The organism is Pontibacter litorisediminis (genome assembly GCF_029360645.1).
In the GTDB taxonomy this organism is placed as follows: Bacteria; Bacteroidota; Bacteroidia; order Cytophagales; family Hymenobacteraceae; genus Pontibacter; species Pontibacter litorisediminis.
Window position 1 is genome coordinate 183,552 of record NZ_JARDUA010000004.1, and the last position, 20,325, is coordinate 203,876.

Annotated in this window: 15 protein-coding genes; 12 read left to right on the top strand and 3 right to left on the bottom strand. The window is 52.3% G+C overall.

The window, feature by feature from the left end; translation table 11 throughout:
• Positions 1-157: 157 nt before the first annotated feature.
• The 4 genes from PXG97_RS14270 (at position 158) to rpiB (ending at position 8,561) form a co-directional block, all read left to right on the top strand.
• Positions 158-5,788: an IPT/TIG domain-containing protein gene (locus PXG97_RS14270; RefSeq protein ID WP_276498447.1), complete on the top strand. Its 5,631-nt coding sequence runs from the start codon at positions 158-160 to the stop codon at positions 5,786-5,788.
• Positions 5,789-5,970: 182 nt separating this feature from the next.
• Positions 5,971-7,245, top strand: coding sequence for a serine hydroxymethyltransferase (glyA, locus tag PXG97_RS14275; RefSeq protein WP_276498448.1), 1,275 nt, complete (start codon positions 5,971-5,973; stop codon positions 7,243-7,245).
• Positions 7,246-7,278: 33 nt separating this feature from the next.
• Positions 7,279-8,124, top strand: a complete 846-nt coding sequence (gene tatC / locus PXG97_RS14280; protein WP_420851792.1) for a twin-arginine translocase subunit TatC — start codon at positions 7,279-7,281, stop codon at positions 8,122-8,124.
• Positions 8,124-8,561 (top strand): ribose 5-phosphate isomerase B, encoded by a 438-nt coding sequence (gene rpiB, locus PXG97_RS14285; protein ID WP_276498449.1) that lies wholly within the window; start codon positions 8,124-8,126, stop codon positions 8,559-8,561. The genes tatC and rpiB overlap by 1 nt, the downstream gene beginning before the upstream one ends.
• A gap of 86 nt (positions 8,562-8,647) precedes the next feature.
• Here the strand turns inward: rpiB and PXG97_RS14290 are convergent, their stop codons facing one another.
• Complete coding sequence (locus tag PXG97_RS14290) at positions 8,648-10,048, bottom strand: LTA synthase family protein (RefSeq protein ID WP_276498450.1); 1,401 nt, start codon at positions 10,046-10,048, stop codon at positions 8,648-8,650.
• Between the two features lie 202 nt (positions 10,049-10,250).
• Here PXG97_RS14290 and rbfA point away from each other — a divergent pair, with 202 nt between their 5' ends.
• The 8 genes from rbfA (at position 10,251) to PXG97_RS14330 (ending at position 19,547) form a co-directional block, all read left to right on the top strand.
• Positions 10,251-10,646 carry a 30S ribosome-binding factor RbfA gene (rbfA, locus tag PXG97_RS14295; RefSeq protein ID WP_276498451.1) on the top strand — a complete coding sequence of 132 codons (396 nt, stop codon included), beginning with the start codon at positions 10,251-10,253 and terminating at the stop codon, positions 10,644-10,646.
• A 22-nt stretch (positions 10,647-10,668) separates the two neighbouring features.
• Positions 10,669-11,478 carry a class I SAM-dependent methyltransferase gene (locus PXG97_RS14300; RefSeq protein ID WP_276498452.1) on the top strand — a complete coding sequence of 270 codons (810 nt, stop codon included), beginning with the start codon at positions 10,669-10,671 and terminating at the stop codon, positions 11,476-11,478.
• A gap of 75 nt (positions 11,479-11,553) precedes the next feature.
• Complete coding sequence (locus PXG97_RS14305; RefSeq protein WP_276498453.1) at positions 11,554-12,777, top strand: ABC transporter permease; 1,224 nt, start codon at positions 11,554-11,556, stop codon at positions 12,775-12,777.
• Between the two features lie 173 nt (positions 12,778-12,950).
• A complete protein-coding gene (locus tag PXG97_RS14310; RefSeq protein ID WP_276498454.1) occupies positions 12,951-15,881 on the top strand; it encodes a DEAD/DEAH box helicase in 2,931 nt (976 codons plus the stop codon).
• A 278-nt stretch (positions 15,882-16,159) separates the two neighbouring features.
• A complete protein-coding gene (locus PXG97_RS14315; RefSeq protein ID WP_276498455.1) occupies positions 16,160-16,600 on the top strand; it encodes an SRPBCC family protein in 441 nt (146 codons plus the stop codon).
• Positions 16,601-16,667: 67 nt separating this feature from the next.
• On the top strand, positions 16,668-18,164 hold the full coding sequence (gene crtD / locus PXG97_RS14320; protein WP_276498456.1) for a 1-hydroxycarotenoid 3,4-desaturase CrtD: 1,497 nt from the start codon (positions 16,668-16,670) through the stop codon (positions 18,162-18,164).
• Positions 18,157-18,840 (top strand): carotenoid biosynthesis protein, encoded by a 684-nt coding sequence (locus tag PXG97_RS14325; protein ID WP_276498457.1) that lies wholly within the window; start codon positions 18,157-18,159, stop codon positions 18,838-18,840. The genes crtD and PXG97_RS14325 overlap by 8 nt, the downstream gene beginning before the upstream one ends.
• Before the next feature lie 95 nt (positions 18,841-18,935).
• Entirely contained in the window at positions 18,936-19,547 is a 612-nt protein-coding gene (locus PXG97_RS14330; protein ID WP_276498458.1) for a TetR/AcrR family transcriptional regulator, read from the top strand.
• Positions 19,548-19,628: 81 nt separating this feature from the next.
• Here PXG97_RS14330 and PXG97_RS14335 read toward each other — a convergent pair whose 3' ends face one another.
• Together PXG97_RS14335 and PXG97_RS14340 are read right to left on the bottom strand one after the other, a co-directional pair.
• Positions 19,629-19,871, bottom strand: coding sequence for a DUF6952 family protein (locus PXG97_RS14335; protein ID WP_276498459.1), 243 nt, complete (start codon positions 19,869-19,871; stop codon positions 19,629-19,631).
• Between the two features lie 8 nt (positions 19,872-19,879).
• Positions 19,880-20,200, bottom strand: coding sequence for a thioredoxin domain-containing protein (locus PXG97_RS14340; RefSeq protein WP_276498460.1), 321 nt, complete (start codon positions 20,198-20,200; stop codon positions 19,880-19,882).
• Positions 20,201-20,325: the final 125 nt, after the last annotated feature.

The following is a 20,325-nucleotide window of genomic DNA, read 5'->3' on the forward strand; positions in this document are numbered from 1 at the left end:
AGCTATGGCACAACTCTACAATCCCCCTATTACACGACTCCTCAGGTCACTGCTCTTGCAGTGCGTTCTCTTGCTCGGAATAGTCGCCGTTGGTGTGGCGCAGGCGCCGCTGCCGACTTCTCATGATGGTCCTTGGGCAAACAATGGCGGGGCAGGTATGCCTGCAGGATGGACTTTTAAGAACCTTAGCGCTGATGGCGCGGAGCTTGCGCCGAGTAACTCAGGCGGCTCTGCCGTTTTTAAGCAGGCGGGGTCAGAGCTCGCAATACAGTTGGGGATGGCTACCAACGCTGCTACAAGGATTAGCTTCTCAGTACGAGCGGCTACTACCAAAGCAGAAGGAGCTTATCAGACAACGCTTATTGTAGAAAGCTCAGCTAATGGAATAGACTTCGATGAGGTTGGAAGCATCGTAAATCAGACAAAGTTGAGCTCAAGCAGGCAAACCTATCTCCTTCCAAAGGGATCTCAGGCTGTAAGGCTAAGAATGACGAACAGAGTAGATGCTAACCTGCTGGTTGATGCCGTTAAAGTGTCAACTGCTCCGGAGGTAGTTTCATTTACTCCTGCAGAAGGTGGGTTTGATACAGAAGTGATTATAACAGGTGGTAATTTTTTGGGCGCCACCGCCGTAACTTTTGGTGATGTAGAAGCAGAATATACAGTAAACTCTGAAACTCAGATTACAGCCAGGGTGCCGGCTGGTGCTCCGGTTGGCAAGATCGCTGTTACTTCTGCCGAAGGTACTGGAGTGAGCATAACAGACTTTATTGTTTCCGCTCCTGTTGTTACTACTGGCTTCAACCCTAAAGAGGGTGGCGCGGGAACATTAGTTACAATAAATGGACAATACTTTAAGGGTGCCACCAACGTGTATTTCAATGGCGTTGCCGGTACAGATTTAGATGTTATTGATGATAGTAACCTGACGGTGAAAGTTCCTGGCGGTGCTAGTACAGGTAGGATAGTAGTGGCTACGCCGGCTGGGCGGGATACCAGCTTCACGGACTTTAAGATTTATGCTCCAAAATTTACTGTGCCTGCTCCTTTCTCACCTGCCAAAGGTGGTGCGGGTACGGAAGTAACAATAACTGGTGAATATTTTTCTGGAGTAACAGCTGTCTCTTTCAACGGTGTTACTGCTTCTTTTACAGAAATTTCAGATACTGAAATACAGGCTGTTGTTCCTGTGAATGCAGGAGACGGGGTAGTTAAGGTAACTACGCCAGCAGGCTCCGCAACATCAACTGACCCATTCGACTTTATCCCGGCACCTGTTATTGCTGGGTTTGAGCCTGCCGCCGGTGTTGAGGGAGCTACAGAGGTGACGGTTAAAGGACAATATCTTGAGGACATCGTTGAGGTTTTGTTTGCTGATGGAGTAGCGGCGAATATCGCAGATTTAGTGCTGGCTACAGATCAGGCAACAGGAGAGCAAAGCTTTACAGTTACTGTGCCAGAAGGAGCAGTGACAGGTAAAATCTCTTTGAAAAACCCTGGAGGTACAGCTACATCAGCATCGGTGTTCACAGTTTATAAAGCTCCAGTAATTGAGGCTTTCGCGGCAACTACAGGCCGGCCAGGTGACGTGGTTACCATTACGGGTACAGGCTTAACGGGTGTAGAAACGGTAACTTTTCTGGGTACGGCAGAGGCAGAAGACGAAGTCGCTGCAGCTACGTTCACAGTAGTGAGCGATACAGAAATAAAAGTAACTGTTCCGATTGGTGCTATATCCGGACAGATTGCTCTTAAAAATCCTGTGGCAGAAGTAACAACCGCAGCATTAGAAGTGAGTGAGTTTACGGTAGATGCTACGCCAAGAATCATTAGCTTCTCTCCAACTACTGCGTACCAAGGCACAGAACTAACAATCACGGGCCAAAACCTGAGCGACGTAACAGCTGTGACTTTCTTTGGAGGTGCCAGTGTAGATGTTACGGAAGCAGAAGTAACCACAGACGAGAAAGCTATTCAAAGCTTTATTGTAGTTGTGCCAGCCGGTGCTCAGACAGGGCCTGTTTCAGTAACGACACTTTTAGAGGCCACAGCAACCAGTGACTCCGACTTAACCATCATCTCGAAGCCATTTGTTGATAGCTTTACCCCGGAAGAAGGCCGTGCTGGCGATACATTTACTGTTACAGGCACAGGCTTCTCCGGTGATCTTACAGTAACAGTAGGTGGTGGAGCAGTGACGTACAATTTTGTGAGCGATACTGAAATTACAGTAACGCTCACTTCTGATGCTGTTACCGGAAAAGTTGTGGTATCAAACATAGCAGGCTCAGGCACAAGTACAGAGGACTTCACCGTACTGACCACACCACTGATCTCAAAATTCACTCCAGTAGAAGGGCCAATAGGTACAGAAGTGAAGATTACTGGTAAGCTCCTTAGCCAAGTAACAGAAGTAACATTTGGCGAAAGTGCTGCTGCAGCGCCAATCTCAATCACAGCAACAGAGGTTGTTGTTCAAGTGCCTGCAGATGCCACTACAGGCTTTATTGCCGTGAATGGTGAGAACGGAGCAGCTACAAGTGCAAGTGAATTTAGAGTCATCCCATCGCCACAAATTTCAAGCTTTACTCCTGAAGCTGGCCCTGTAGGTACGGAGGTAACCATTATAGGTACAAACTTTACAGATGTTGATTCAGTTAAATTCAACGGTATTGCTGCAGCATCCTTCACCGTTGCTGCTGATGGCCAAAGCATAACAGCTACCGTTCCTGAAGATGCAGCCAAAGGTAAGATCACGGTAGTAAATCCTGCTGGCAAAGCAACAAGCTCAGAAGACTTTGAAGTACCTGCGCCTGCAATCACCTCTCTTTCTAAAACTGAAGGTTTTGTTGGTGAGCCAGTAGTTATATCTGGTCAGTATTTTACAGGAGCTTCTGCTGTAACATTTAACGGAGTGGAGGCTGCTAGCTATAAGGTTGATAGTGATGAGCAGATAACGGCCTACCCGCCTGCTGATGCTGGTGAAGGTGTGATTGCTGTGACAACCGCAAGTGGCACAGGAGACAGTGGTACAATGCTGTTCAAAGTGCTGTCTCCTGAAATTACTGACATATATGTAGGAGGACCTTCTAATACAATAAATGAAGGTTATTTTGGAACGGAAGTAACCATCGTTGGAAATTATCTCAATGGTGCCACAGACGTAACGTTCAATGGTGTATCGGCTACCTTCCAGTCTCTGACGGATGAGCTTGGTAACACATATCTATTAGCAAATGTGCCACAGGCCAGGCTGTATCAAAATGTTGGCCCCATTTCAGTGACTACGCCAAGTGGCACAGGGGAAAGCAGCGAAAGCTTCAAGACACTTGCTCCAGAGCAAATCACGTTCAATCCTGTATCAGGAAGAGTAGGTGAAAGTGTAACAGTTTCTGGCGTATACTTCAGAGATGTAACCTCCATCAGTTTCGGTGGAGTACCGGTAAGCATCCCTGCTGATGGGCAGACTGAGCCAGTTGGAACAGAAGTAAAATCCTTTACAGTAAAGATACCTTCTGGGGCAAGTTCAGGCATGATTACAGTAACCTCTACAAGTGGTATTGGTGCCTCTGCGGAGAGCTTTACTGTGTTGTCTCCGGATATCCTGACGATCAACCCAACTTCAGGTAGAGTGGGAATGACAACTGTGGAGATTAGTGGCAAGTACTTCCTGCAGGCTACAGAAGTAAGGTTTATGGGTGGAAGTGGTACATCAGATGATGTGGTATTGTCTCCAGGGGACTTCATAATAGTGGATGACAACAACATAAAAGTTGTTGTGCCAGCTGGTGCCAAAACGGGCCCTATTTCCGTGACGACACCAAGCGGCACGGACGCAAGCGGAACATTTAAATTACTTGCACCAACGTTTACTTCATTTACTCCAACTCAGGGCCAGGTAAACAGGACAACATTTACTATTACCGGGAATTACTTCCTTGAGGCTAGTAAAGTAACTTTCCTAAGCGGTACATCAACTGATGTCGATGCAACAAGCTTCAAGGTGGATAATGATAATCAAATAACAGTTACAGTTCCTCTAGGGGCCAAAACTGGACGTATAGCGGTAACTACACCAAGTGGTACCAGTACAAGCTCTTTTAATTTTACGGTATTGGCACCAGTTGTAACCTCTATCACACCGGCAGAAGGTAACAAAGCTGGCGAGGCTATAACTATCACGGGTAAGTATTTCGATGATCTGCAGACAGTACAATTCAATGGTCTTGCAGCGACCAGCTTTACAGGTCCTTTGAATGAAGCAGGAAAAGATGCTGACGGTGTGGAACTGAAGTCGTTGACGATAGCAGTACCAGAAGGAGCTGTTACGGGGCCAATCACCCTCACGACACTAAGCGGTACTGGAAGCAGCGCATCTTACAAAATTATACCTGAGATAGATGACTTCTTCCCGAAGATCGGGCCATTTGCTACTGAGGTTACCATAACAGGTATGTCGCTCACGAATTCGAGTGTAACCTTTACCGGGAAGGACGGAGCCAGAATTGCCGCGACAAATGTTTCAAACAGTAATACAGAAGTAGTAGTTACAGTGCCAAACGGTGCTAGAACAGGCTTGATAGAGTTAACAACTGCTGGAGGTACTGTAGCTACAACAGAAGCTTTTGTAGTGACGAGCCCTATCATTGATAAGCTAACACCTACAGAAGGCAAAGTAGGCTCCAAGCTTACCATTACAGGCGTGAATCTGAGAGACGTTGGTAAGGTAGTGTTCAGTGGAGGTGTTGCTACCTCACAGATACTGGAATCAGAAGACGGAACAAGCTTGGAGGTTATAGTGCCAAAAGGTGCACAGACAGGCAAAGTGAGCGTTTTTGCCCTGGTTGGCCCAACGGCTGTAAGCGAGGAGGTGTTCACGGTGATCGTTCCGGTGATTACACTTAGTGGATCATTGGCAGAGTTTAGAGCTATGGTAGGAGAAGAGTCTGCGCCGCAGCAGTATACGGTAAGCGGTACAAACCTTGAGGCTAATATTAACCTGGCAGCACCACGAGCAAACTTTGTTATCGCTTCTTCGATGGAAGGCCCTTACACAAAGACGCTCTCTATACCAATGAATGAAGATAGTGCGGTGGTAAACTATCCGGTTTGGGTAAAATATATTCCTACAACTGAGGATACACACCAGGCCACAATCAGTCATACCTCAGTAAATGCGGCGTCAAAGTCGTTGACAGTAAGAGGCTCCTCTATTGTTCCACTCCCAGTAGAACTCATGGCCTTCAACGCGGCGCTGCAGAACAACAGCGTTCTGCTGACGTGGGCTACGGCCTCTGAGCAGAACAACTCACACTTTGAGGTGGAGATGTCAAGGGATGCGAAGAAGGGCTTTGAGAAGATTGGCCGTGTGGACAGCAAAGGCTCGAACAGCTCCATTAGACTGAACTACGAGTTCACGCACAGGCTGGGTAACCTGTCGGGCACGATCTACTACCGCCTGAAGCAGGTGGACCTGGACGGCACCACAGACTACAGCAAAGTGGTGGCCGTAAACGTGAAGACTCGTGAGCTGGTGCAGCAACTGCTGGTGGCGCCTAACCCGATCAACTACAACTCTAAGCTGTTTGTAACGGCAGAGGTGAGCGGCAAGGCCAACGTGGTGCTCTACAACATGACCGGCAAGAAAGTATACAGCAAAGTGATTGAGCTGCAGGAAGGACCGAACGAAGTGCAGCTGCCAGTATACGAGAAGCTAACCAAGGGCATGTATGTGCTGAAGGTGGAGCTGAACGGGCAGGTAAGCCAGATTAAAGTGATGAAAGAATAGCAGCTAGAGTTTTAGCCATACTACAAAGGCCCGGTGCAGAAGCACCGGGCCTTTGTTTTTATGTTAGGGTACGGAGTCAGAAATCCGGCACCAGGCGCAACCACGTATATAAACATCTGAAACATTGGTTTATTCCGGTGCATACTTTAATTTTGAGCACTTACAAAATCTAACCAAAGCTGATGCAGAAAGATACCATTATATTTGACCTGATAGAGAAGGAGAAAGCACGCCAGATGCATGGCATAGAACTGATCGCCTCTGAGAATTTTGTCTCGGAGCAGGTGATGCAGGCTATGGGCAGCGTGATGACAAATAAGTATGCCGAGGGCCTGCCAGGCAAACGCTACTATGGCGGCTGCGAGGTGGTGGACCAGTCGGAGCAGTTAGCCATTGACCGTGCCAAGGAACTGTTCGGTGTGGAGTGGGTTAACGTGCAGCCGCACTCGGGGGCGCAGGCAAACGCAGCGGTTATGCTGGCCGTGCTGCAGCCTGGCGACAAAATCCTTGGGTTCGACCTGTCGCACGGCGGTCACCTGACCCATGGCTCTCCAGTGAACTTCTCAGGCAAACTGTATAGCCCTTCCTTCTACGGGGTGGAAAAAGAAACCGGCCTGATCGATTTTGACAAAGTGGTAGAGACGGCACGCCGTGAGAAACCGAAGCTGATTATCTGCGGTGCCTCTGCCTACAGCAGAGACTGGGATTACAAGAAGCTGCGCCAGGCAGCCGACGAAGTAGGCGCCCTGCTGCTGGCCGATATTTCCCACCCTTCCGGCCTAATTGCCCGCGGGTTACTGAACAGCCCGTTTGAGCACTGCCATATCGTAACCACCACCACCCACAAAACGCTGCGTGGACCTCGTGGCGGTATGATCATGATGGGCAAAGATTTTGAGAACCCGTTCGGTCTGAAAACGCCTAAGGGAGAAACGCGCATGATGTCTTCTGTGCTGGACGGTGCCGTATTCCCTGGAACACAGGGAGGCCCGTTGGAGCACGTGATCGCGGCGAAGGCGGTGGCGTACTTTGAGGCCCTTTCTGACGATTACCTGGGTTACGTAAAGCAGGTGCAGCAAAACGCGCAGGCCATGGCCAAAGCCTTCCTGAGCCGCGGGTACGATATTATCTCCGGTGGCACAGATAACCACATGATGCTGATCGACCTGCGCTCAAAAGGCATAACCGGCAAACTGGCCGAGAACACGCTGGTGAAAGCAGACATCACCATCAACAAAAACATGGTGCCGTTCGATGACAAGTCGCCGTTCGTTACCTCTGGCATGCGTGTGGGCACGGCTGCCATCACCACCCGCGGCCTGAAAGAGCAGGACATGGAGCGTATCGTGGAGTATATCGACCAGGTGCTGATGAACCACGACAACGAAAGCAAGATCAGCAGCGTGCGCAGCGACATTAACGGCTGGATGCAAAAGTACCCGCTGTTTGCTTATTAAACTTTTACAGCAAGTATAGGAGGAGCCCTTTTGTTGGACCAACCATATCTAGAAGAAGAAGAGCCGAAGGAAATGTCCTTTGTGGACCATCTGGAGGAATTACGATGGCATATCATCAGGGCATTAGGCTCTATCTTCGTTTTCGCGACCATTGCTTTTCTGGCGAAAGGCTTTGTGTTTCATGACATCATACTTGCCCCCTCCCGCACTGATTTCCTGAGTTACCGGGTGATGTGCCAGGTGGGCCAGTATTTTGGCTCAGATGCGCTGTGCTTTAGTGAGATGGGCTTTACCATCCAAAGCAGGCAGATGAGCGGACAGTTTACCATGCACCTGCTGGTATCGGCCATACTGGGCTTGGCGTGTGCTTTCCCGTACGCGTTCTGGGAGATATGGCGCTTCGTAAGCCCGGGCCTCTACCCGCAGGAGCGTAAGAACTCGCAGGGCGCCGTGTTTTTTGTATCGGTGCTGTTTGTGATGGGGCTGCTGTTTGGGTATTATGTCGTGTCTCCTATCTCGATCAATTTCTTGGCCGGGTACCAGGTAGACCCGAGCATCGTGAATGAGTTCGACCTATCGTCTTACATCTCCACGCTCACCACGCTGTGCCTGGCCTGTGCGTTTATGTTTGAGATGCCGGTGATCGTGTTCTTCCTGACCAAAGCCGGGTTGATCACGCCGGAGACCATGAAGCTGTACCGCCGCCATGCCTTGATTGTCATACTTGTGGTGGGTGCGATCATCACGCCTCCGGACGTAGTGAGCCAGATACTGATCTCCCTCCCGCTGATGCTGCTGTACGAGGCAAGTATCTATATCTCGCAAAACATACGTAAAAAAGACCTGAAGCGACTTAACGAACAAAACACGCAATCATAATGGCACTGAACATCGCAATTGGCGGCGACCACGCCGGCTATACCTATAAAAAAATGCTGAAAGGGGTACTGGCGGAACTGGGCCATCAGGTACAGGACTTTGGCCCGGACTCTGAGGCATCGGTGGACTACCCGGACCATGTGCACCCATTGGCTAAGGCTGTGGTGAACAAGGAGGCCGATTTTGGCATCCTGATTTGCGGGAGCGGAAACGGCGTGGCTATCACGGCTAACAAGTATCAGGAAATTCGCGCCGCATTGTGCTGGTTGCCTGAGTTGGCGAAGCTGGCGCGTGAGCACAACAATGCCAACATCCTGTGCATTCCGGCAAGGTTTGTTTCTGAAGAGGTTGCCAGGGAGATGGTGCGCACCTTCCTGAGCACCGACTTTGAAGGTGGCCGCCACCTGAACAGGGTAAACAAGATAGCGGCCTGCTAGGCAGGAAGTATTAAGTATAAAAAGGAAGAGCCGCCCTTAATTGTAAGGGCGGCTCTTCCTTTTTATACTTAACCTGAGCTTATACTTTACTTTAACCGGTAAACACCTGCGTCTGCCGTTTCCTCATACTTGCCAAAGATATCCGGCAGCTTATAGCTGAGCTCCGGCATCAGCCCTGCCTTGTCCACCAGGTACTGCGGCATCTCATGCTTGAGGTTCTCGTGCAGTTGGAAAACAGCTTGGTACTCGTTTAGCCTGCCGAAGTGGCGCTGGGCCAGTTTCCAGTTTAGATAAGGCGTTACCGGCTTGTTCTGCATATAATAACTGATGTCGCTGCCCAGCACCAGTACCGTGCTGTTCTGCATAGGCACGGCTGCCCGTTCCGGCAGCAGCAGCGGGGACTCATCCATTTGTATAAAACGGTTGATGCCCAGCACGAGGCGGTAGCGCAGCACCACGGCCCCTGCCAGTATCACCAGGAAAGCGGTATTCAGTATCCAGCCCTTGCGGTTAGAGGTGAAGAAATATTCCCCGAAATAGGCAATCGGTGGCAGAATGATGACGAAGGTAGCCACCGTAATCTCATCCCGTGTAAAGATAACCAGCAGGCTGGCCACCAGCCACACCCACATGAGCTGCTGAAACTTTACCTGGAACACCAGGCGCTGCGGCAGAGAAGCGGCGCTGAGCAGTGAGAGCAACAGCACCACCCCGGGTATGGTCATCAGCTTCGCCACGTCAGCCGGTGGGCGTAGAAAGGCCACCTGCAGCTGCCAGGGGCGCAACAGGTGCAGGTCCAGAAACTCCGGGTTGGTGTTGGTGTACAGGTAGTACGTCATCAGCACCGCATAGGGAAACAGGAAACCGCACAGCATAAGCATGGTGCTGCGCAGGGTGTTAGAGGCAAAGAAAATAACGGCAAAAATGCCCATCAGCAGAAACACCGCCAGCGGCAAATAGCTCATGGCGGCCAGGCCCAGCATGAAGCCCCCCACAAAAAGGCGGTTGTTCTCGTAGCCCTCGCGGTTAAGCGTGATGATGTAAGGCAGCGATAGCACCAGGAATGTGTTGCCGATGAGCAGCGGCGTGAGCATGTTGAACTCAAAGGAGAGGCTGCCCAGCACCAGGTACAGGAGCGCCGGGAGGTAGTTCTGGCTGGCATACACGTTATGCCGGTTCAGGATGCTGTTCAGCAGTAGCGCCTGCAGCAGCAGCAGCCCCATGGCCGTAAGGCGGTAAGCCAGGAAGGAGCGCCCCGCCACCACATCCAGCAGCCAGAAAACAAGGGCCGAGATGGGGGCCGTGTTATCATAAATGTCGCGGTACATGCTGTAGCCCTCCGCTAGCCGCTCCCCCACCAGCATGTGCAGCAGCTCCGGGGCCGTAGGGCGTATGCCCAGCAGCAGCAGCGGCAACTCTATGCCCAGAAACAGCACGATCAGCAGGAAAAGGCGGGAAGGCAGTATGCTACGGAAGTAACTTATCAAGGAAAGACAGAGTTAAGGAGAAACGGTAATAAGTATAAAACACTACCCGGCAAGGGATCCATCCAGCCACCAGTACTCTTAAAACGCCGGCCGGCTGCAAAGGTCTTTGCCCCAGGGGCATCTGCAAAAAGTGCCTGACCCGAAATGAGTAAGGCACTTTTGGGGTAAAAATGCGAAATTAATATGATATTTGCATCTTCGTATGGAAAGTAAAAGACAACAGAAATTCTCGCGCCTGATTCAGAAAGAGCTGGCGGACATCTTCCAGAGGGAGGTGCCGCACCTGTTTGGGGGCGCCTATATCTCGGTGAGCGTGGTGCGTGTGTCGCCGGACCTTGGCGTGGCCAAGATATACCTGAGCATTATGATGGCCAAAAACAACGAGGAGGTGCTGCAGGAGGTGCGCATCAACGCCAAAACCATCCGCCACCAGTTGGCCCAGCGCATCAAAAACCAGGTGCGCATCATCCCGGAGCTTATCTTTTACCTGGATGACACGGCTGAATATGCGGCAAAAATCGATAAGCTGTTCGAGAACATCGACATCCCTCCGCCCCGCGAGGACGACGAGGACGACGAAACATACCCTAACAAGTAGGCCTTAGCCATACATCACCCTTATGCAGTACGACCCTATCAAACGGGTGCTCGGCGGCGTGTTTAACAAAACGCCGTTCCTGCGCCGCGTATTTTATAACCTGCTGGACCTGCTGCTGCTGCGCGCCTGGCACGTGCACAAAGAGCTGGACACCTGGGCCGCCAACCGCCGTGGCAAGGAGCAGCACATTCTGGATGCCGGCTCCGGCTTCGGGCAGTACACCTACAAGCTCTCAGGCATGAGCAGCAAGTGGCGCATACTTGCCGTAGACGTGAAGGAGGAGCAGGTGTCGGACTGCAACCGCTTTATGCGTGCCATTGGCCGCCACAACGTGCTGTTCAAAATCGCTGACCTGGTAAAGTTTCGGGAGCCTAACAGCTATGACCTGATCCTTTCGGTGGATGTAATGGAGCATATTCTAGAGGATGTGGAGGTGTTCCGCAACTTCCAGGCCTCATTGCGCCCAGGTGGCATGCTGCTCATCTCCACCCCATCAGACCAGGGCGGCTCCGATGTGCACGGCGACGACGAGACCTCGTTTATAGAGGAGCATGTGCGCGACGGCTACAACATCAAAGAGATAGAGGACAAGCTGAAACTGGCCGGCTTCAGCAAAGTGCAGGCGCGCTACTCGTACGGCAAGCCGGGGCAGGTGTCGTGGCGCCTGTCCATGAAGTACCCGCTGCTGATGCTCAATGCCTCTAAAATTTTCTTCGTGCTGCTGCCGTTCTATTACCTGGTTACCTTCCCGGTGAGCCTGGTGCTGAACTGGCTGGACGTGAACGGCAACCACCCCTCCGGCACTGGCCTGATCGTAAAGGCATGGAAATGATTTAATTGTTAAATTGCTGCATTGTTTGATTGTTGATTTCGGACATCTGACAACGATCAACGAATAACGAAATAGATGAACGTACCTTTTCTGATAGCGAAGCGATATTTTTTCTCTAGAAAGAAGAGGAACATCATCAGCATTATCTCCAACATTGCCATGATCGGCGTGGCGGTGGGCTCAGCGGCGCTTATTATCGTGCTGTCGGTGTTCAACGGCCTGGAAGACTTGATCCGGGAGATCTACTCCAGCTTTGATCCGGACCTGAAGATTTCGGCGGCGGAGGGCAAGGCCTTCGAGACAGACACCGAGTTCATGAACCGTATCCGAAACACGCCGGGCGTGGCCGTGGTGTCGGAGGTGATAGAGGATAATGCCCTGCTGCGCTACAACGAGCGCCAGATGGTGGTGAAGGTCAAGGGTGTGAGCGAGAACTTCTTTCAGCAGAACGACATCGACTCCTCCGTGGTAGAAGGCTCCAGTGATCTATACTTCAACAAGACCTACCGTGCCCTGGTGGGCCGCGGGGTGCAGTACCAGCTCTCTATCCGGCCGGGCAACCAGTTTGTGCCGATGCAGTTCCTGTACCCGCGCAACGTAAAGTTTAACCCGCTCAACCCTGAGGGCTCCTTTAACAGCCTCAACATCCTGCCTGGCGGCATCTTCGCCATAGAGCGGCAGTATGACGATGCCTACGTGTTCGTGCCCCTGAACTTTGCCGAGGAGCTGCTGGAGTATGGCCGCCGCCGCACCGCCCTGGAGATAAAGGTAGAGCAGGGCTTTAAGGTAGAGCAGGTGAAGCGCGAGCTGCAGCAGCTTTTGGGGGATAGCTTTAAAGTACAGAACTCCGATGAGCAGCACACAAGCCTGCTGCGGGCCGTGAAGGTGGAGAAGCTCTTCGTGTTCATCACCTTTGCGTTCATACTTGGCATTGCCTCCCTCAACATCTTCTTCTCGCTCTCCATGCTGGTTATCGATAAGAAAAAAGACATTGCCATACTTGCCTCCATGGGGGCCACCGCCAAAACCATCCGCAACATTTTCCTGCTGGAGGGGGCGCTTGTGGCCTTTATCGGAGCCTCTTACGGCCTTACGCTGGGCATGCTTGTTTGCAACCTGCAGCAAACCTTTGGGCTGGTAAGCATGGGCATGGCCACCTCGGTGGTAGAGGCCTACCCGGTGAAAATGGAGGTGGAGGACTTTGTCTTCACTGGCCTTGCCATCGTCATCATCACGCTGCTGGTGTCTATCCGTCCGGCCAACAAGGCGGCGGCCATGTCGGTGACCGAGAACATTTAAACCCGGGTACCTGCCTCCGTACAACTAGGGTATTTCAAAAACATCCTCAGCGCATTTCTGTTTCCTTCTGAAAAGTTAGCCTACCTAGCCAAAGTACAAGGCAAAGGGCTGCTACACAGTAGGAAATAAGCGGGTATTTGGCTAAATTTGAAGTCTCTTAATTGCACCTTGGCATGAAAGTTTACACAACTCAGCCCTTTCAGGCTGTTTATTCTTTGTTCGAGCATGAGTACCTGGGGTACCTGTTCGAGTCGTTTGTGGTTCAGGTAAATACAAAAGGCCAGCTAACGCTTCAGCACCAGAACATCTCTTCTAAAAACGCCGATGAGTTTGCCGCCCGCCTTGATGCAACAGACTTTAAGCTGATACAACTCATCGATCAGATACAACAGGACGCCGTGCTAAAGCGCTTCTCGCCTAAAAAGAAGCTCTCCCCTGCCGACTTCTTCCTGAAAGTATACGACCCGGAGAAGGGAGATAAAACCCTGCAGGAGGACATTAGCCACTACATACAGAGCCGTGTAGGCAAAATACTGGAGCTGCTGCGCCATGACAAGAATACCTTCATCATGGGCAAAGACGGCGAACCCACCTGGAAGCGCATTAAACTGGCTCCGGAAAAGGCGTCGGTGCTGTTTCATTTCATGCGCAATGAGGATAACACCCATTACTTCCCCAGGATCAGGTATGCCGGCGAGAAGCTGGACTTCCAGTATAAGAATGCGCAGCTGATCTGCTACGAGCCCGCCTGGCTGATGCTGAACGATGTGGTGTACAGCTTTGACAAGCCCATTGACGGCAAGAAGCTGCAGCCTTTCCTGAACAAGAAGTTTATTGCCATTCCCCGCTCCATTGAGGAGAACTACTACAGCAAGTTTGTGGTGCCGCTGATGGAGTCGTTTGACGTTTTTGCGAAAGGCTTTGAGGTAAAGGACGAGAAGTATGTGCCGAGCCCGTACCTGAGCTTTGCTGAGATTCAGGCTGCGGATGCCCCTGTGGCCAAAGCTAATGGCAACGGAGAATCAAAAGGAGAGCGTGCAACCAGCAAAATCCTCTTCCACCTGGCGTTTAAGTATGGCAACCACCTGGTGCAGACGCAGGAGCCGAAGCGCATCAGCGTGAGCATGGAGCGAACGCCGGAGTCTTACGTGTTCCACAAGCTTATCCGCGACCTGAACCGGGAGAAAGAGTTTGCCAAGGAGCTAACCAAGCGAACCCTGGAGGTAAAGAACGGGCAGGCGGTACTGGACAAGAGCGATGCCTTTGCCTGGCTGAACAGCAACCTGCAGGAGCTGGAGCAGATAGGCTTTACGGTGCAGCAGTCGGAGAAGAGCGGGAAGCACTATTTTATTGGCGAAATCACGCTGGATGTGGGCATCACCGAGAAAAACGACTGGTTCGACATTTACGGAACGGTGCGTTTTGGGGAGTTTGAGGTGCCGTTCATTAAACTGAAGAACCACATCCTGACTAAGAACAACGAGTATGTGCTGCCTAACGGGCAGATAGCTGTGATACCGGAAGAGTGGTTTACGCAGTACATTGAGCTGTTTGCCTTTGCCGAGGGTGAGGAGCACCTAACGCTGCGCAAGCACCACATGGCCTTGGTGAACGACCTGCAGAACGGTAACCTGGCCACCGTGACCATGGGCCGGAAGCTGGAGAAACTGCGCGAGTTTGAAACCATAGAGGACCAGCCCCTACCGGCGGGTTTTATGGGCGAGCTGCGCCCGTACCAAAAGGCCGGGTACAACTGGCTGCACTTTGTGCAGAACTATAAGTTCGGCGGTTGCTTGGCCGACGACATGGGCCTGGGCAAGACCGTGCAAACGCTGGCCATGCTGCAGCACCGCAAGGAAAACGGCGCCGAGACGGCGTCTTTGCTGGTGATGCCGACCTCGCTGGTGTACAACTGGCTGAACGAGGCGCAGAAGTTCACCCCGAGCCTGCGCATTCTCAACTATACGGGCACCTACCGCGAGAAGAATGTGGAGCTGTTCAACGAGTACGATGTGGTGCTGACCTCCTACGGCATTGTGCGCCTGGATGCAGAGCTGCTCAAGACGTACTATTTCGATTATATTATCCTGGATGAGTCGCAGGCGATCAAGAACCCGGACTCCAACACCTCGCGTTCGGTGCGGGAACTGAAGTCGCGGCACCGGCTTATACTTACCGGCACGCCCGTGGAGAACAGCACCATGGACCTGTGGTCGCAGATGTCGTTCATTAACCCGGGGCTGCTGGGCAATCAGCACTTCTTCCGAAACGAGTTTCTGAAGCCGATCGAGAAGGACAAGGACGAGCACAAGACGCGCCGGTTGCACGCGCTCATCAAGCCCTTTATACTTCGCCGGCATAAATCGCAGGTGGCAAAGGAGCTGCCGGAGAAGATCGAGCACACCACCTTCTGTAAGATGACGGAGGAGCAGGAGCACGCCTACGAGGAGACAAAGTCTTACTACCGCAACAAGATACTGAAGAACCTGGAGGAGAACGGGCCGGGCAACACCCAGTTCATGCTCTTGCAGGGCCTTACCAAACTGCGCCAGATCGCCAACCACCCGCGCATGACGGACCCCAGCTACGAGGGCAGCTCCGGAAAGCTGAAGGAGGTGATCCACAAGACGAAGGATGTGGTGGGCAAAGGGCACAAGGTGCTGATCTTTAGCCAGTTTGTGAAGCACCTGGAGATCATCAAGCACTCTTTGGATAAGCGGGAGATAAAGTACACGTACCTGGACGGCAACACCAAAAACCGCCACGAGCAGGTAGAGCGTTTCCAGAAGGACGAAAGCATACAGGTGTTCCTGATCTCGCTGAAGGCCGGTGGCGTGGGGCTTAACCTGACTGCCGCCGACTACGTGTTTATACTTGACCCATGGTGGAACCCGGCCGTAGAGGCGCAGGCCGTAGACCGGGCGCACCGCATCGGCCAACAGAACACGGTGTTTACCTACAAGTTTATCACCAAGGATACTGTGGAAGAAAAGATTCTGGCCCTGCAGAGCCGCAAGATACAGCTGGTAACGGACCTGATCAGCACCGACGAAACCATTATCAAAAGCCTGACCAAAGAGGACATTGACAATCTTTTAAGCTAGATTGTTGAATGGCTGAAACGTTGTTCAGTACAAAGTATAAAAAGCCGCTGCAAGTATACTTGTGGCGGCTTTTGTTTTGGCAGAAGTATAACTAATGGCTTAGAAGGATGTTTAAGCAGTAAGCCTTGCTTGGTAAAGAACGATGGTTAGGACCGGTACTGCAGAAACGCGAATCAGGAGGTTCACATTTATATTTATATGATGGGAAGGAACTCCCGCACCAAAGGACTTTTTGCGGAGATCAACAGTTATTAATTTAATAATCAACAAGTCATCACATGCAGCTCCATATAAAAACAGCCGTAGCACAGGACTACCTGCAGGTGTTCAACGCCTTCGACGAGCGGCTGTTCCGGAAGCTGGCACCCCCCTACCCCCGGTTAAAGCTGCTACGCTTCGGCGGCTCCGAGACCGGCGATGTGGTGGAGGTAGAGCTGCAGACCGGCATCAGGAACTTCCGCTGGACCAGCCGGATCACCGACAGGAGAATAACCGACACCGGGGCATACTTTGTAGACCAGGGGCAGGAGCTGCCGCCGCCGCTGAAAGTATGGCACCACAAGCACCTGGTCACCAAAAACGGCAGCGGCGCCACCATCCACGATATCATCACCTACAGCACCGGCTCCAGACCGCTCGACCTGCTGCTCTACCCCTTTATGAAGCTCGCCTTCGGCATGCGGGGGCCTGTGTACAAACGGGAGTTCGGCAAAGTATAAGCTACCAAAACCTTTCCCCCACCCCATCAGTTTACAGCACATAAAGCCAAACGCCGTAGAGCAAAGTATGACAAAAGCAGCCATCATAGGGGCCGGAATTGGAGGTATCGCCACAAGCATCCGCTTGGCTGTAAAGGGCTATGAGGTTACTGTTTTCGAGGCCAACGACACCTTTGGCGGTAAGATGCAGGAGTTCTGGCTGGGCAAGTACAGGTTTGATGCCGGGCCTTCGCTGTTCACGCTGCCGCACCTGGTGGATGAGCTGTTTACCCTAGCTGGCCGCAACCCATCCGACTACTTCCGCTACGCCCGCCTCGACCCGATAACGCACTATTTCTGGCCCGACGGCAGCCACGTAAAGGCTTATGCCGATGCCGAAAAGTTTGCCGCAGAGGTAAACCGGCAGCTGGGGGTGCCGGAGCAGGCCGTGCGGGAGGCGCTGGACAAAAGCGCCAGGCTTTACAAAGGCACGGCCGATACTTTCCTGCACAAGTCGCTGCACCGGCTGGACACGTATCTGAGCCCGGATGTGCTGAAGGCGCTGGGATGCCTCTCCGACCTTGGCCTGACCACCACCATGCACCAGGAGAACGCCAGGCAGTTCTCTGACCATCGCTTTGTGCAGCTACTCGACCGCTTTGCCACCTACAACGGCTCCGACCCCTACCAGGCCCCCGGTACGCTGAACATCATCCCGCACCTGGAGCACAACATCGGCGCCTTTTACCCGGAAGGCGGTATGTACGCCATTGCCGCCAGTCTGGTAAGGTTGGCAGAAGAGCTGGGCGTGGTATTCCGCTATAACGAGCCGGTAAAGCAGATCCTGACCGCAGGCAAAAGTATAAACGGCGTGGAGACCAGCCAAGGCAAGTATAAGGCCGAGGTGGTGGTGAGCAACATGGATGTGGTGCCCACTTACCGCCGGCTGCTGCCCAACCAGAAAGCGCCGGAGCAAACGCTCCGGCAGCCCCGCTCCAGTTCCGCGCTCATCTTCTATTGGGGCATCAAGCGCTCCTTCCCGGAACTGCATGTGCACAACATCTTCTTCAGCCAGGATTATAAAACGGAGTTTGAGCAGATCTTCAAGTATAAAAGCGTAAGCCCCGACCCCACGGTATATATCAACATTACCTCCAAGGCCGATCCGCAAGATGCCCCCGCTGGGTGCGAGAACTGGTTTGTAATGGTGAACGTGCCGCACAACCAGGGGCAGGATTGGCAACAGCTGACAGCCGATACCCGGCAGGCCGTGCTGCAGAAACTGAGCCAGATGCTGGGCGCCGATATAGCACCGCTCATCGAGGAAGAGCAGCTGCTGGATCCGCTGCTGATCGAAAGCCGCACCTCCTCGTTTGGAGGCGCCTTGTACGGCAGCAGCTCCAACAACCGCATGGCCGCCTTCCTGCGGCACCCGAACTTCAGCTCCAGACTAAAAGGTTTATACTTTTGTGGCGGCAGTGTGCATCCCGGCGGCGGCATTCCGCTGTGCCTGCTCTCGGCCAGGATCGTGGGCGAGCTGGCTCCTGCTCCTTCAACCGCTAAAACCCCTAAGCACCATGCCTGATACCACTACCGCACCGACTGCTGTACCCACGGTTGCCGCTAAGTATAAACCGTACGCGCTGCCCCTGGCGGTGGCGGTGCTCGTTATTTTCCATGCGGTAGGCTTTTGGGGCCTCCAGTTCAGCGGCAGGCCGGAGTACTTTCAGAACCTCACGCCCATGAACCTGCTGCTCACCAACGCGCTGCTCTTCGCTTTCCACAAAAGGTGGCGGAAAAGCTTTGTGCTTTTTGCCCTGCTGGTTTTCGCCGTCGGCTTCTTTTCCGAAGTGATAGGCATTCATACAGGGCTGTTGTTCGGGAACTACGCGTATGGGGCAGCCTTGGGGCTAAAAGTATGGGAGGTGCCGCTGCTGATCGGCCTGAACTGGCTGATGCTGGTGTACAGCACCGGCCACATCAGTGAGTACACAAGCCTGCCGAGGTGGGGCAAGGCCATACTTGGCACGCTGCTCATGCTGCTGCTCGATTTCTTTATAGAGCCCGTAGCCATGCGCTTCGACTTCTGGGACTGGCAGGGGGGGCAGATCCCGATGAGTAACTACCTAGGCTGGTTTGTGGTGGCGCTGGGGCTGCAGGTATACTTCCAGTGGGCTTCGATCTACAAAAGAAACCCCCTGGCGCCTTACGTGTACCTGGTGCAGCTGCTCTTCTTTATGGGGCTGTTTGCGTTGCTGTAAAGAATGGTTAGTGCTAGAGACCAAAAAAATAACTAATTTTGAAGATGCGTGATGTGGCATAACGTGTGACTGCCGCAGAAAACCCATTTCAAAACATGGTTTTACCGGAGACAATTTTAGAGCAGCTTCTTCAGATTTTTAAGGATGAGGGGGTGGAACGCTACTCTGAAGCGGAGTTGATAGAGCGCTTGGGGGTGCCAGAGGAGACCTTTAGGACCTTGTTTGCCGATAGGGCCGATATGGTGCAGAAGGTAGTGCAGTATGACCTAAGCGCACAGGAGGTACGCGACCAGGAACGGTTAAGGTACGCTAAAAACCCGGTAGAGAAAATTATCCTGTTGTTGCAGCATGGCATTCAGGACCTGAAGTCCATCAACCCAGCCTATATCTTTGACCTGCAGCAACACTACCCGCAGGCCTGGCAAATGGCGCTCAACCACTTAGCCAACTATAACCACGACCTGGACTACAGCATCATTAACGAAGGGGTGGTGCAAGGCTACTTTCGCAAAGACATCAACCTGCAGTTGGTGACCAGGATCATCATTGAGCAGTTCAACATGGTCATCAACCCGCTCATTTTCCCTCCGGACCGCTTTGATCTGGGCGAGGTGTTCCGCAGCGTGTACCTGTACTACGTGCGCGGGCTCTGCACCGAAAAGGGCGGGAAACTGGCAGAAGAATACTTCTCCAGAAGCAACATATAACAGAAGCTAAACAAATAAGCGCCGCGGCCGAAGTATAACCTTTGGCCGCGGCGCCTTTTTTATAGGTACTCTAAAACGGTGCTAGCTGATGGACACGCGCACCTTCTGCGTGTACTGGCGCAGCGCGGTTTTAAAGTCGGTGCCGTTGTCCTCCATCTCGTTCAGTATCCAGACAGCGGCCAGCACGTGCGTCAGCTGCTCGCCTTCGTCGTCGCCTTCTACCTCAATGGCAGGCTGCTGCTCGTCTACAATGGCAGCCTCGGCAGCCATTAGCTCGTCTAATTTGTGGTTCTCTACCAGTTTCTTTATCGCGGGTATCTTCATGTCTATGCTTAGGCGTCTAGTTTATGGATCAGGTCACGAACGGCTTCTTCCTTGCTGGCCGCCACAGAGTCTACCAGTTGGCCGTTTTTAAAGATGGCGAAGAACGGCAGGTTGGTAACGCTGGCTAGCTTGCGCGCCTCCGGGCTTGTCTCTGCGTTTACATCCACAAAGGCCACACCGGCAAAAGCCTCGTCGTCAGACATACGCTTGAACTTTGGTGAGAACAAACGGCAGCTGCCACACCAATCGGCGTAGTATTTCACCACCACTTTCTCGTTTGAGCTCAGTACATTGTTGAAATCGTTGTCAGTTGCTACTATAACAGCCATGTTTCTTCTTTTTGTTGGTTACTTGTTCAGATTCTATCTCTATTTAACTACTGTCAAAAGTAAATGTTTCAGCCTAAAGTATGGCAATAGGTACGATAGATTTAATTTATGTTATTATAGATATG